This is a genomic window from Paraburkholderia phymatum, assembly GCF_038900715.1.
Lineage (GTDB): Bacteria > Pseudomonadota > Gammaproteobacteria > Burkholderiales > Burkholderiaceae > Paraburkholderia > Paraburkholderia phymatum_A.
The window spans coordinates 137,732-150,807 of record NZ_JAYMRZ010000010.1 but is presented as its reverse complement, the minus strand read 5'-3'; the positions used below and the strand labels follow the sequence as shown (position 1 = coordinate 150,807).

15 protein-coding genes are annotated in these 13,076 nt (G+C 64.1%); 10 read left to right on the top strand and 5 right to left on the bottom strand.

Annotated elements, in window-relative coordinates:
* Positions 1 to 279 precede the first annotated feature (279 nt).
* Complete coding sequence (locus VSR68_RS19720; RefSeq protein WP_342941564.1) at positions 280 to 1,110, top strand: DMT family transporter; 831 nt, start codon at positions 280 to 282, stop codon at positions 1,108 to 1,110.
* 82 nt (positions 1,111 to 1,192) lie between these two features.
* Here the strand turns inward: VSR68_RS19720 and VSR68_RS19715 are convergent, their stop codons facing one another.
* Entirely contained in the window at positions 1,193 to 1,621 is a 429-nt protein-coding gene (locus VSR68_RS19715; protein ID WP_342941436.1) for a TOBE domain-containing protein, read from the bottom strand.
* Between the two features lie 183 nt (positions 1,622 to 1,804).
* Between VSR68_RS19715 and VSR68_RS19710 the strand changes: the two genes are divergently transcribed.
* From VSR68_RS19710 to VSR68_RS19695, 4 genes are all read left to right on the top strand, one after another.
* Positions 1,805 to 2,191 (top strand): hypothetical protein, encoded by a 387-nt coding sequence (locus VSR68_RS19710; RefSeq protein WP_342941435.1) that lies wholly within the window; start codon positions 1,805 to 1,807, stop codon positions 2,189 to 2,191.
* A gap of 144 nt (positions 2,192 to 2,335) precedes the next feature.
* A complete protein-coding gene (locus tag VSR68_RS19705) occupies positions 2,336 to 3,043 on the top strand; it encodes a YceH family protein (RefSeq protein ID WP_342941434.1) in 708 nt (235 codons plus the stop codon).
* Between the two features lie 32 nt (positions 3,044 to 3,075).
* Positions 3,076 to 3,315, top strand: coding sequence for a hypothetical protein (locus VSR68_RS19700; protein WP_152756320.1), 240 nt, complete (start codon positions 3,076 to 3,078; stop codon positions 3,313 to 3,315).
* Positions 3,316 to 3,606: 291 nt separating this feature from the next.
* Positions 3,607 to 4,458, top strand: a complete 852-nt coding sequence (locus VSR68_RS19695) for a M23 family metallopeptidase (protein WP_342941433.1) — start codon at positions 3,607 to 3,609, stop codon at positions 4,456 to 4,458.
* A 79-nt stretch (positions 4,459 to 4,537) separates the two neighbouring features.
* Here VSR68_RS19695 and grxC read toward each other — a convergent pair whose 3' ends face one another.
* The 3 genes from grxC to VSR68_RS19680 form a co-directional block, all read right to left on the bottom strand.
* Positions 4,538 to 4,804 carry a glutaredoxin 3 gene (grxC, locus tag VSR68_RS19690; protein ID WP_342941432.1) on the bottom strand — a complete coding sequence of 89 codons (267 nt, stop codon included), beginning with the start codon at positions 4,802 to 4,804 and terminating at the stop codon, positions 4,538 to 4,540.
* A 45-nt stretch (positions 4,805 to 4,849) separates the two neighbouring features.
* Positions 4,850 to 5,194 (bottom strand): DUF4148 domain-containing protein, encoded by a 345-nt coding sequence (locus tag VSR68_RS19685; RefSeq protein WP_342941431.1) that lies wholly within the window; start codon positions 5,192 to 5,194, stop codon positions 4,850 to 4,852.
* 240 nt (positions 5,195 to 5,434) lie between these two features.
* Positions 5,435 to 6,436 (bottom strand): AraC family transcriptional regulator, encoded by a 1,002-nt coding sequence (locus VSR68_RS19680; protein ID WP_342941430.1) that lies wholly within the window; start codon positions 6,434 to 6,436, stop codon positions 5,435 to 5,437.
* A 179-nt stretch (positions 6,437 to 6,615) separates the two neighbouring features.
* Here VSR68_RS19680 and VSR68_RS19675 point away from each other — a divergent pair, with 179 nt between their 5' ends.
* Positions 6,616 to 8,010, top strand: a complete 1,395-nt coding sequence (locus tag VSR68_RS19675) for a dihydrolipoyl dehydrogenase (RefSeq protein WP_342941429.1) — start codon at positions 6,616 to 6,618, stop codon at positions 8,008 to 8,010.
* Positions 8,011 to 8,073: 63 nt separating this feature from the next.
* On the opposite strand, the gene VSR68_RS19670 is transcribed toward VSR68_RS19675, so the two are convergent.
* Positions 8,074 to 8,997, bottom strand: a complete 924-nt coding sequence (locus VSR68_RS19670; protein WP_342941428.1) for a LysR family transcriptional regulator — start codon at positions 8,995 to 8,997, stop codon at positions 8,074 to 8,076.
* Between the two features lie 162 nt (positions 8,998 to 9,159).
* Here VSR68_RS19670 and benA point away from each other — a divergent pair, with 162 nt between their 5' ends.
* The 4 genes from benA (at position 9,160) to VSR68_RS19650 (ending at position 12,945) form a co-directional block, all read left to right on the top strand.
* Entirely contained in the window at positions 9,160 to 10,557 is a 1,398-nt protein-coding gene (gene benA, locus VSR68_RS19665) for a benzoate 1,2-dioxygenase large subunit (protein ID WP_342941427.1), read from the top strand.
* A complete protein-coding gene (gene benB, locus VSR68_RS19660; protein ID WP_342941426.1) occupies positions 10,554 to 11,057 on the top strand; it encodes a benzoate 1,2-dioxygenase small subunit in 504 nt (167 codons plus the stop codon). Before benA ends, benB begins: the two co-directional genes overlap by 4 nt.
* A gap of 68 nt (positions 11,058 to 11,125) precedes the next feature.
* Positions 11,126 to 12,160 carry a benzoate 1,2-dioxygenase electron transfer component BenC gene (gene benC / locus VSR68_RS19655; protein ID WP_342941425.1) on the top strand — a complete coding sequence of 345 codons (1,035 nt, stop codon included), beginning with the start codon at positions 11,126 to 11,128 and terminating at the stop codon, positions 12,158 to 12,160.
* A gap of 5 nt (positions 12,161 to 12,165) precedes the next feature.
* Entirely contained in the window at positions 12,166 to 12,945 is a 780-nt protein-coding gene (locus tag VSR68_RS19650) for a 1,6-dihydroxycyclohexa-2,4-diene-1-carboxylate dehydrogenase (protein ID WP_342941424.1), read from the top strand.
* Positions 12,946 to 13,076: the final 131 nt, after the last annotated feature.

The window sequence follows — 13,076 nt, the reverse complement described above, 5'->3', positions numbered from 1 at the left end:
GTCCGGCGCTTTCGCATTTGCACTTTCGCATTTGCACTTTCGCATTTGCACTTTCGCATTTGCACTTTCGCATTTGCACTTTCGCATTTGCACTTTCGCATTTGCACTTTCGCATTTGCACTTTCGTTTTTGCGCTTTCGTTTTTGCGCTTTCGTTTTTGCGCTTTCGTTTTTGCGCTTTCGCCATCGCCTTGCGCTGCACTGCGCGATGCGCGCATACCCGACCTGACGTTAAAGTATCGTGCGCACTCCCGACGCAACCTTTTCCTCTCCGCTTTCCATGCGCATGCGCATCGCCTTGCTGACGATCGTCGCGATGTTCGCATTCGCGGGCAACTCGCTGCTGTGCCGCGTCGCGCTCAAAGGCACGTCCATCGATCCCGCGACGTTCACAACCGTGCGCATCGTGTCCGCAGCCGTCGCGCTATGGATCATTCTGCGCACGCGTCGGGTTTCGCTGCCGGTCGGCGGCAACTGGATTTCGGCCTTCGCGCTGATCGCATACGCCGTGGCATTTTCGTTCGCGTATGTATCGCTCGCGGCGGGCACGGGCGCGCTGCTGCTGTTCGGCGCCGTGCAGGCGACGATGATCGGCTACGCTCTCGTGCGTGGCGAGCATCTGCGCGCGCTTCAATGGATCGGCGTCGCATGCGCGCTTGCGGGCCTCGTCGGTCTGGTGCTGCCGGGCCTCAGCGCGCCGGCTCCCCTTGCGTCGCTGCTGATGCTGTGCGCGGGCGTCGCGTGGGGCGTGTATTCGCTGCGAGGCAAAGGCGCCGCCGACCCGATCGCCACGACGGCGGGCAATTTCATGCGCGCGGCTCCGTTCGCAGTGGCCGTCAGCGCCAGCACGTTCATGCACACGTCGATCGACGCAATGGGGCTGTTTTTCGCCGCGCTATCCGGCGCGTTGACGTCGGGCGTCGGCTATGTGATCTGGTACGCGGCCCTGAAGGAACTCAGGGCCGCCACGGCCGCGACCGTGCAACTGAGCGTGCCGCTGCTTGCCTCGATCGGCGGCATCGCACTGCTCGGCGAACCGCTGACCGCGCGTCTCGCGCTGAGCTCAATCGCGATTCTGGGCGGCATCGCGCTCGTCGTCGCGCGCCGCTGACGGCCATACGCTTCGGTCACTACGCTGTCGCGAGGCGAACACGGCGCATCGAGACGCAGCGCCCGCCCTTGCGCGAAATCGCTTACTGATCGACGCCGACGATCACGCTCGACGCCTTGAAGATCGCCGCAGCCGGCTTGCCGCTCGCGAGGCCGAGCCGCTCGACGCTGTCGTTGGTGACGATGGCCGCGATCTGCGCGCCGCCCGGCGCCGAAACGATGACCTCGCTATTGACGGCGCCCTTCGTGACCGAGGCGACCGTGCCCGCGACACAATTGCGCGCCGACACCTTGCTGCTGTCCGCATCGACCATCACGATCACCGACGACGCCTTCACGAGCGCGAACGCCGGCTTGCCCGCCGCGAGTCCCAGCGACGACGCGCTGCCGTGCGTGATAACCGCGACGATGTCGAGGCCGTCCTGGGTGCGCAGCGTGATTTCATCGTTGACGGCTCCTGTCTTCACGGCTGTGACCTGACCGGCGAAGTGGTTGCGGGCGCTCGTACGCATGGCGATGGCTCCTTTGGGTTGCCGTTGTTCGCTGTCGCAACGCAGGCAACGGCGATCAGTGGAAGCTCGCAGTGTACCGCGCGCGAATGACGGCCCGCTATCCAGGGTGCCGCATCGGACATGGCACCCCGGTTGCTGCAATGGAACGATGAAACCCGGGATGAACCTTCGAAAGGAGCCGCCATGAAAACGATCGATCTGTCGCAGCGCATCGAGGAAATCGAACTGGCCCTCGCCGCTACCTTCGAATCGCCGAAATCGCCGACCGTCAGCGCGTATCAGGAGGGTGCGACCACGTTTCTCACGCTGTCGTGGGTCGTCGAAACGGGCCGCGACACGACGCTCGACGCGCGCTGTGTCGCGAGGCTCGAGATCAGCGATCATCAGATCAACCACTATGCCGCGCTCGACACCGCGAAACGACGCATCGTGCAAGGCCGTTTGAAAGACCTGGTGCGGCAGCGCGTCGCTGCGATGCGCTCGGATCCCGCATCGGCGGAAGACTGCTCGCTGCAGTTCGACATCGACGACGCCGTATTCGACGTGCCCGACGAGCCTTACAACATCTAGCGTCGGCGGCGGCAGACGGCATCATTGGCACACATCGCGCGCACGACTTCCCGTCCTTTTACGGGGACAATAGACTATGCTATCGCGCGAGCCGCAACGCTCGCGCGACCACGCGCCGCCGCATACAACCCGAGTCTATTGCCGATGAACGCCACCACCGACGAATCCCCGCGCCCCGCCATGCGCGCGCTCACGCCGCTCGAAGCGCGCGTGCTGGGCGTGCTGTTCGAGAAGCAGCACACTGTGCCCGATACCTATCCGCTGTCGCTCAACTCGCTGGCGTCGGGCTGCAACCAGAAGACCTCGCGCTCGCCCGTGATGAACGTCAGCGAAAGCGAGATCATGGATGCGATCAACAGCCTGAAGCGCCTGTCGCTCGTGCTCGAAGGCAGCAGCAGCCGTGTGCCGCGCTACGAGCACAACATGGAGCGCGTGCTCGGCTTGCCGCGCCAGTCGGCGGCGCTGCTAACGGCCTTGCTGCTGCGCGGTTCGCAGACGGCGGCCGAACTGCGGCTCGCGACGTCGCGCCTGCATGGCTTCGCCGATACGTCGTCGGTCGAGGCGTTTCTCGAAGAACTCGCGGCCAACGATCCGCCGCGCGTCGTCAAGCTCGCGCGCACGCCGGGCGAGCGCGAAAGCCGCTGGACGCATCTGCTGTGCGGCGAGCCGTCGCCCGAGCTGACACGCGGCGCGGCCCTCTCCGACGAAGCGCTGCCACCCGGCGAGCTCGAATCGCTGCGCGCGCAGCAACAGCAGTTGAGCGAACGCGTCGAGCGGCTCGAGGCGCTCGTCGAGCGTCTTGCGGGCGAACTGGGCGTATCGCTCGACGATCCGAAGGGCAGCCCGTCATGAAGCCGCGCATCGACGCATAGAAAGGGAGACGCATGTTTGTCGTGTACTGGCTCGAAGAAGGCAATGCGTCGACGGCAACCGCTCGCTTCGAGCGCTTCGGCGACGACGACATGACGCAGGCGCTCGCGTTCACCGAGGCCTTGCGCAAGAAACAGGCGGCGGGCGGCGATGTGAGCTTCGTCACGTTGTGCAGCGAGAATCCGCGCTCCGTCGGCAAGGCGGGCGCGGCGGACCCACCCGCCGGTTACGCATGGAAGAAGCGCCGCCCGTAATGCCCGTTGCGCGCGAGCGCGTTCGCGCATGAAGTCTCTATGGCAGAAAATTCACTGCTTCAGTAGGCGATCGGCGCCCGCCGATCGCGATTCAACCCATCTTCCAGCGCACATTTCGCAACACAAACGCGCCCGCCAAAAGCGCGAATGCGAAGCTGTGTAAAACATTCAGGATTCCGGAAGCAAACGTCAACTTTCATTGTCGGAGCGGCGTTCTACGCGTTTGGGCCGCGAACCGTCCCGGGCGCGCCTACCTGCCCCCGCATGGCCGAATGACAAGAGGAAGACGACATGACACACACGCAATCGAACCGCCGCGCGCATCTGCTGCTGGGCGCAGGTCTCGCGCTGCTATTGGCGAATGCAGGTTGCACGTCGCTGCCCTGGCAGATGGCTCCCGAGGACCGGTCGTCTGGCCAGCCGACGCAAGCGGCGTCATCGGCAAGCCAGCCGGCGGCGCGCGTGACGGCCAGCACGGCGAAGCCGCTCGCGCCCGTGAAGGAAGGCTATTACCGCGTCAAGCCCGGCGACACGCTCTATCGCATTGCGACGGCTCACGGCCAGCGCAGCGACGACATCGCCAGATGGAACAGCTTGCAGGATGTGAACCACATCGAACCGGGCGGCGTGTTGCGCGTCGCGCCGCCCGATGCAGCCGAAGACAGCAAGTCCCTTGCGACTACGCCCGCGCAAGCCGCGCCCAAGGCGTTCGCGAAGCGCGAAGCCGCCGCCGACAGGAACGACGGCGACAAGAGCAACAAGACCCGCTTCGGCTGGCCCGCGCGCGGCACGCTCAACGCGGTATACGGACAGGGCAAATCGAAGGGCATGGTGATCGCGGCCAAGGCCGGCGATCCGGTAAAAGCAGCCGCCGCTGGCCGCGTCGTGTTCGCGGGAGACGGCGGCAAGCCGTATGGGAAGCTGATCGTCATCAAGCACGACGACACGCTCGTAACGGCCTACGGACACAACCGCAAACTGCTCGTCAAGGAAGGCACGACCGTCAAGCGCGGCGAGATGATCGCCGAAATGGCGGAGAGCGCAAGCGGAGCAGGCCTGGGAGCCGGCTCGCTGCGATTCGAAGTCCGCAAGGACGGCAAGCCCGTCGATCCCGCGCCCTATCTGCCGCGCGTCGGTTCGTGACGGACGCACGCGCTGCGAAAGAAAAAACCGCGAACGGCCTGCACCGTTCGCGGTTTTTGCATCTCGCCACGCGCTCTGCCTAGCGCGCGGCGTTCGCGTCCAGCAGCGGATCGAGACGCCCCGCCGTCTCCAGCGCGTTCAGATCGTCGAAGCCGCCGACATGCGCATCGCCGATAAAGATCTGCGGCACCGTGCGGCGTCCCGTGCGCTCGACCAGCGCAAGCGCCGTCGCGCGATCGTTCTGCACGTTGATTTCGCTGTACGACAGGCCCTTGCTCGCAAGCAGCGCTTTGGCCGCGAGACAGTACGGGCAAGTCGGCGTCGTATAGATCGTGATAGCGGACATGGTTAACTCCTTATGTGTGTGTCGAAAGCGATGGGTTACTGGCCGTTACTGCCCGCGATAGACGCCGTCGTATGCGGACGGCGGCGCCGAGAGCGAACGCGCGCGCGTCGCGCGCAAGCCCGAAGCGGAGCTGCCGTTCGTCGACGGACCATACGAAGCCGCGATGAACGCATGCGCGCGATGGAACGCATGCGGCGCGGCAGACGAATAGCCGGCGGGTTCGGGATAGCGGGTATCGCTTTGCGGAAGCTGGCCGGACTGCCCGGCGGCGACGAGTTCGGCGCGGCCTTGCGCGCGCGTCGCGAGCGATGACGATTGGGCGTGGCTTGCAAGCGGCACACCGAGTGCGGCGGCAAGAACGAGCGCCTGATAAACGCGATTCACATTCATGTTGAGCACCTTCGAGAAGAGTCGCCGTCGGCGACGGGACGACTCGACTGTAGGTGTGCGAGGCCGCGCCGTTAATGTCGGCGCGACTCATGAAGATGCTCGTTCGGCTCACCGGTTGCCGGCGCAACGGCGACGAAGCGCGATGCGCGCTTGCCGCGTGTGCGCCGAAGCCTTGTGCGACAAGGGTTGCTGACCGATGCACGAAGCCGCCGGGTGCAGCTGATCGCTTTCTGAAACTCTCTATTTCGCCGCGTCGGCGGAAGCGCCCTGCATGTGTCCGCCCGATGCGCGCCAGCGCGCCGGCGTCACGCCGATCTGCTTCTTGAACACGCGCTGGAATGCCGCTTCCGACTGATAGCCGACCATCTCGCCGATATCGCCGACGGGCGTCGTCGATTCGAGCAGCGAGCGGCCCGCGATCGTCATGCGGACTTCGGTGAGCACATCGGTGGCCGAGCGGCCGATCGCTTCCTGGAACTGCCGCACGAAGGTCGCGCGCGACATGTTGCAGAGCGCCGCGAACTGGTCGAGCGTCCACGGCTTGCCGGGCGACTCGAACATCGCCGACACGGCCGGCTGCAGGCGCGGACGCCCCGCCAGCGCCAGCAGACCGAGCGGCGGCTGGGCCGATTCGCTGGCGAAACGCAGCGTCAACGCAAAAAGCGCCGCCGACAGATGATTGACGAGCGTCTCGCTGCCGGGGCACTCGTCCATCGCCTCTTCGCGCATCAGCTCGATCAGGCGCGCGAGCCGCGAACCCGCGACGCTTTTCACCGAATGCTCGCCGCCGCCGTTCGGCTGCGCGCAGCCATTTGCGTTCGCGTGCGCGCCGCTGCGCACCACGAGCCGTGACGGCAGATGGTCGCGCAGCAATCTGTCCGGCACGGCGCCGAGCAGAAAGCGGCCGCACAGGATGTCGGCGGCTTCGCCCGTGCCGCCGTTCTCGGCGACCGTCAGTGTGATGTTGCGCCGCTCCGTCGCCGGGACCGGCTTCGCGCCGCTGCCGTCATGGATGCGATGCGCGCCGCCCGTCGGAAACACGATGATGTCGCCCGCCACCAGCTTCTCGGGCGGGCCGTTGCCGTCTTCGAGCACCGCGTGCCCCGACAGCAGCACGTGGTACGGAATCTCCCGCACGCCCGCAGGGCCTTCTTCGATCGCCCACGGCGCGCCGAAATGACAGCGGATATCCACGCGTCCGCTCACCGGCATCAGCGACAGAAAGCGGCTTAGCAGATCCATTTGAGCCGAATGAGCATGTATTTGAATCGTTCGAGGATTAGCACGCCGGACGGCAACCCGTACAGTGGCACCAGTGCAATGCAAACCGATTCTACTGGACGGCAGCGAGGCGCGCGGCAGCAACCCCACGGTAGCAACCCATGGGACGTCGCCACCCGCCCGTCAGAGCGAGGAACATCATGAAGACGCTTCATATCGATGTTGCTGTTATCGGGGCCGGCAGCGCCGGTCTGTCCGCGTTTCGCGCCGCGAAGGCCGCGGGGGCGAGTGCCGTGCTGATCGAAGGCGGCGCTTACGGAACGACCTGTGCGCGCGTCGGCTGTATGCCGTCGAAGCTGCTGATCGCCGCCGCCGAAGCCGCGCATGCGGCGCGACGCACCGCGCCGTTCGGCGTGCATGTCGACGGCGCCGTGCGCATCGACGGACGCGAGGTGATGGCGCGCGTCAAAGGCGAGCGCGACCGCTTTGTGGGCTTCGTCGTCGAGTCGACGGAAGGCATCCCGGCCGAAGAGCGGCTGATCGGCTACGCGCAATTCATCGACGACAACGTGCTGCAAGTCGGCGACCATACGCGAGTGCATGCGAAGAGCGTCGTGATCGCGACGGGCTCGTCGCCGTTCGTGCCGCCGATGTACAAGGCGCTCGGCGACCGCGCGATCGTCAACGACGACGTGTTCGCGTGGGACGACCTGCCGCGCAAGGTGGCCGTGATCGGCGCGGGCGTGATCGGGCTCGAGCTGGGGCAGGCGCTCGCGTGGCTCGGCGTCGACGTGACGATGCTCGGCGCGCGCGGCCGTGTCGGTCCGCTGAGCGATCCCGCCATCAAGGGCTATGCGCAACGTGTGTTCAGCGAGTCGTTCCGTTTCGAGCCGCATGCGCAAGTGGAAGCGGCGACGCGCGAAGGCGACAGCGTGCATCTGCGCTATCGCGACAGCGCGGGCGAGTTGCGCGAAGACACGTTCGACTACGTGCTGGTCACGGCGGGCCGCCGGCCGAATGTGGACCGGCTCGGGCTGCACAACACGACGCTCGAACTCGACGCGCGTGGCGTGCCCGTGTTCGATCCCGTGACGCTGCGAGCGGGCACGCATCCCGTGTTCATCGCCGGCGACGCGAACAACGTGCTGCCGCTGCTGCACGAAGCGGCCGACGAGGGCCGCGCGGCCGGCGAGAACGCCGCGCGCTATCCCGACGTGCAGCCGCTCGTGCGCCGCGCGCCGATTTCAGCGGTGTTCACGGAGCCGGGCATCGCGATGGTCGGCGAGCGTCACGCGGACCTCGCCGCCGATTCGTTCGTGACGGGCGAAGTGAGCTTCGAAGACCAGGGCCGCAGCCGCGTGATGCTGCGCAATCGCGGACTGATGCACGTGTATGTGGACAAGGCATCGCGTCGTTTCGTCGGTGCAGAGTGGATCGGGCCGGATGCCGAACACATCGCGCACTTGCTGTCGTGGGCGCTGCAGATGAACCTCACGGTCGATGCGATGCTCGCGATGCCGTTCTATCACCCCGTCGTCGAGGAAGGACTGCGGACCGCGTTGCGCAATGCAGCGGCGCAATTGTCGAAGGCCTGATGAACGTACGGTTGGGTCACTGGTTTGCCGGCGACGAGCGCGGCAAGCCAGAGGATCGCATCGTCACGTACCCTCTTCATGCGGCGGCAGGTACTCCATGTGCTCTTCTTCGTATAGCCGATAGATCAGTTCGAGCATCTGCGTGAGATCTTCCGATTCGTCGAGCTGCCGCATGCTCATGATGATCGGCGATACCAGATTCGAATCGTCGAGTTCCTTGTAGCTCACGTCGTCGCGCTTGAGTCCGTACACGCTGGTCGGCACGACGGAGATCCCCTCGCCCGCCGCGACCAGTCCCAATGCGATCTGCAGTTCGCGCGTCTCGTAGATGCGCTGCGGCTCCAATCCACGATCGCGGAACGCGGCGAGCACCTGGTCCGCGTAACTGGGGCGCGGCGCTTTCGGGAAGATGATCAGCGTTTCGTTGACGAGATCGTGCAGCGACAACACCGGCTTCAATTCCGACAACGGATGACCGACGGGCAGTCCGACGATCATCCGCTCCTCGCGCAACACGATGCGCTTGATGCTCGGGTCTTCATGCCGGATGCGCCCGAAGCCCACGTCGATCACGCCTTCCTTGAGCGCCTTGATCTGATCCATCGTCGACATTTCGACCAGCGTCAGCTCGACAGCGGGATGCTCGTGGCGAAAGCGGCGAATGATCTTCGGCAGCATGCCATACAGCGTCGAGCCGACGAAACCCACCGACAGGCTGCGCTCGATCTTGCCGACGCGACGCGTCATCGATTCCAGCTCCGCTGTTTGCGCGAGCAATTGCACCGCGTGCGAATAGAAGAAGCGCCCTGTGTCCGTCAATTCGACGGGCCGTGAGTTGCGCACGAAAAGCTGCACGCCGAGCAGGTCTTCGAGCTGCTGCATCTGGCGGCTCAGCGGCGGCTGCGCGATGTGCAGCCGCTGCGCGGCGCGCGTGAAGTTGCGCTCCTCGGCCACGGCGACGAAATAACGCAAATGGCGCAACTCCATGACGATACCCCTCGGATATGGACCTCATACCAATTCAGTGTTGGACGCGCCATATGTGCGCCAACTACTCTTCACACAACCGCAGCGCCCTAACAAATTATACCTTTCGGGTAGCAACCGAATGGGCGAGCGAGACAGCAACCCTGTTGCAGGAGACATCCGATGATCCCCATCTACCCGGACCGCAGTCCGAAGCTCAAGCACATCGACGACTATCTGGTCGAAGATCCGGCGCGCGGCGACTACCGCCTGCATCGCAGCGCCTTCACGGACGAAGCGCTGTTCGAACTCGAGATGCAGCGCATCTTCGAGGGCAACTGGATCTATCTCGCGCACGAAAGCCAGATTCCGTCGAACAACGATTACTTCACGACGACGATGGGCCGCCAGCCCGTGGTCATCACGCGCAACCGTCAGGGCGAGCTCAACGCGCTCGTCAATTCGTGCACGCATCGCGGCGCGATGCTGTGCCGCCACAAGCGCGGCAACAAGGCGACGTTCACGTGCCCGTTCCACGGCTGGACCTTCAACAACAGCGGCAAGCTGCTGAAGGTGAAAGACCCGCAAGAAGCGGGTTATCCCGAGTGCTTCAATCACGAGGGATCACATGATCTGAAGAAAGTCGCGCGCTTCGAAAACTATCGCGGCTTTTTGTTCGGCAGCCTGAATCCCGATGTGAAGCCGCTTACCGAATATCTGGGCGAAGCGGCGCGGATCATCGACATGATTGTCGACCAGTCGGAAGACGGACTCGAAGTGCTGCGCGGTTCGTCGACGTACACGTATGAAGGCAACTGGAAGTTGACTGCGGAAAACGGCGCGGACGGCTATCACGTGTCGGCCGTGCACTGGAATTACGCGGCCACGACCAATCACCGCAAGGAAAAGAACGCGGCCGAAGACAAGATCCGCGCAATGGATGCGGGCGGCTGGGGCCGCCAGGGCGGCGGCTTCTATGCGTTCGAACATGGCCACATGCTGCTGTGGACGCGCTGGGCCAATCCCGAAGACCGTCCGAACTTCAATCGCCGCGACGAATTCGCCGCGCGCTGCGGCAATGAAACAGCCGACTGGATGATCCAGAACTCGCGCAATCTGTGCCTCTATCCGAACGTGTATCTGATGGATCAGTTCGGCTCGCAGATTCGCGTGCTGAAGCCGCTTTCCGTGAACAAGACGGAAGTGACGATCTATTGCATCGCGCCCAAGGGTGAATCCGATGAAGCGCGCGCGCGCCGCATTCGCCAGTACGAAGACTTCTTCAACGTGAGCGGCATGGCGACGCCCGATGACCTCGAAGAATTCCGCGCGTGCCAGCAAGGCTACGCAGCGCGCGCCGTCGAATGGAACGACATGTGCCGCGGCTCGACGCACTGGATCGAAGGCGCGGACGAAGGCGCGCAAAAGATCGGCCTCAAGCCGCTCCTGAGTGGCGTGAAGACGGAAGACGAAGGGCTTTACACGATCCAGCACCGCTATTGGGTGGAGACGATCCGCAACGCGCTCGTCAACGAGAGGCAAGCAGCCAGCGCAGAAAGCGCGGCAAGGAGCGCAGCATGAGCACGCCTATCACAACGCCGACGCTCGCTGAGATTCAAGCGTTTCTCTATCGCGAAGCGCGTCTGCTCGACGACGAGCAATGGGACGAGTGGCTCGATCTGTATCACCCGGACGTCGTGTTCTGGATGCCCTCGTGGGACGACACGGACCAGCTCGTCACGGACCCGCAGCGCGAGATCTCGCTGATCTACTACCCGAGCCGCCAGGGCCTCGAAGATCGTGTATTCCGCATCAAGACCGAGCGGTCGAGCGCGACGATTCCCGACACGCGCACGAGCCACAACATCAGCAATGTCGAACTCGAAAGCGAAGACAACGGCGTCTGCACGGTGCGTTTCAACTGGCACACGCTGAGCCATCGCTACAAGACCAATTACAGCTACTTCGGCATGTCGCGCTATGTGATCGATTTCAACGGCGAGTCGCCGCAGATTCTGAAAAAGTATGTCGTGTTGAAGAACGACTACATCAATCAGGTGATCGACGTCTATCACATCTGAGCGCGCGTCACGGTCCGCCACGAGTCGACCCCAAGACGCGAGCAGCACAGGAAAGTCAGGAGCAGTCCATGGAACATCGCATTGCACTTCAGTTCGAAGACGGCGTCACGCGTTTCATCACGTGCCGCGATAACGAAACGCTGTCGGATGCTGCCTATCGGCAGAAGATCAACATTCCGCTCGATTGCCGCGACGGCGCATGCGGGACGTGCCGCGGCTTTTGCGAATCGGGCTCGTATGACCTGCCGGAATCGAGCTATATCGAAGATGCACTGACGCCCGAAGAGGCCGCGAAAGGCTATGTGCTCGCCTGCCAGACGCGCCCGCGCTCCGACTGCGTGATCCGCGTGCCCGCTTCGTCGGCTGCGTGCAAGACAGGCGTCGCGCGTCACGAAGGCACGCTTGCGAGCGTACACAAGCTCTCCGATTCGACGATCGAATTTTCGATCGACGTCGATGCACCCGACCAGCTGTCGTTTCTCGCGGGCCAGTATGTGAACGTCGAAGTGCCTGGCAGCGAGCTGTCGCGCTCGTATTCGTTCAGCTCCGCGCCGGGCGAATCGCGCGTGTCGTTCGTCGTGCGCAACGTGCCTGAAGGCAAGATGAGCACGTATCTGAGCAGCCACGCGCAACCCGGTCAACGCGTGGCGTTTTCGGGGCCATACGGCGCGTTCTATCTACGCGAAGCGGCCCGCCCCGTGCTCTTTCTCGCAGGCGGCACGGGCATCGCCCCGTTCCTGTCGATGCTCGACGTGCTGGCCGCGAAAAAGGTTGCAAATGACGCGGTGAAGCAGCCGGTGCGGATGGTGTACGGCGTGACCAACGACATCGATCTCGTCGCGCTCCCGCAACTCGATGCCGCGCGAGGCAAGCTGCAAGCCTTCGAGTACCGCACCTGTGTCGCCGATTCGTCGAGCAGTCATCCGCTGAAGGGCTATGTGACGGCGCACGTCGAGCCTGAATGGCTCAACGGCGGCGACGTCGATGTGTACCTGTGCGGACCCGTCGCGATGGTGGATGCGGTACGCGGCTGGCTCGGCGAAATCGGCGTGACGCCCGCGAGCTTCCACTATGAAAAGTTCTCTGCCACCAACGCGGCCTGACGATCATGAACCAACGCTTCGAAGGAAAAGTCGTCGTCGTGACGGGCGCGGCGCAAGGTATCGGGCGCGGCGTCGCCATCGCGGCGGCAAGCCAGGGTGCGACGCTCGTGCTATGCGACCGCTCGGATTTCGTGCATGACGTGGCGGCCGAAATCTCGGCGCCGGGCGCGCGCTGCATCACCGTCATCGCCGATCTGGAAACGTATGCGGGCGCATGCAAGCTGGCGGACGCGGCGCTCGGCACATTCGGCCGCATCGATGTGCTGATCAACAACGTCGGCGGGACGATCTGGGCGAAGCCGTATCAGGAATACGAAGAAGCGCAGATCGAAGCGGAAGTGCGGCGCTCGCTCTTTCCGACGCTCTGGTGCTGTCGCGCGGTGCTGCCTTCGATGATCGAGCGCAAGCGTGGCGCGATCGTCAACGTCTCGTCGATTGCGACGCGCAGCATCAATCGCGTGCCCTATGCGGCATCGAAAGGCGGCGTGAATGCGCTGACCGCGAGTCTCGCATTCGAGCACGCCGCCGACGGCATACGCGTCAACGCAGTCGCGACAGGCGGAACAGAAGCGCCCGTGCGGCGCGTGCCGCGCAACACCGATAAGCAGACGGAACAGGAAGCGCTCTGGTATCAGGCCATCGTCGACCAGACGAAAGCGACGAGCCTCATGCATCGCTATGGAACGATCGACGAACAGGTGGGCGCGATTCTCTTTCTCGCATCCGACGAAGCGTCGTACATCACAGGCACCGTGTTGCCCGTGGGCGGCGGCGATCAGGGTTGAAGTCTCGCGCGCAAAAAAAACGCGGCCAAGGCCGCGTTGAAGCGTGGTTGTCTGCTTGCGTGCAGACAGGATAAAACACCGCTAAGTCTAGAGCATTGCGCGAAACAAAAAACGTCGCAACAGGAAATGGA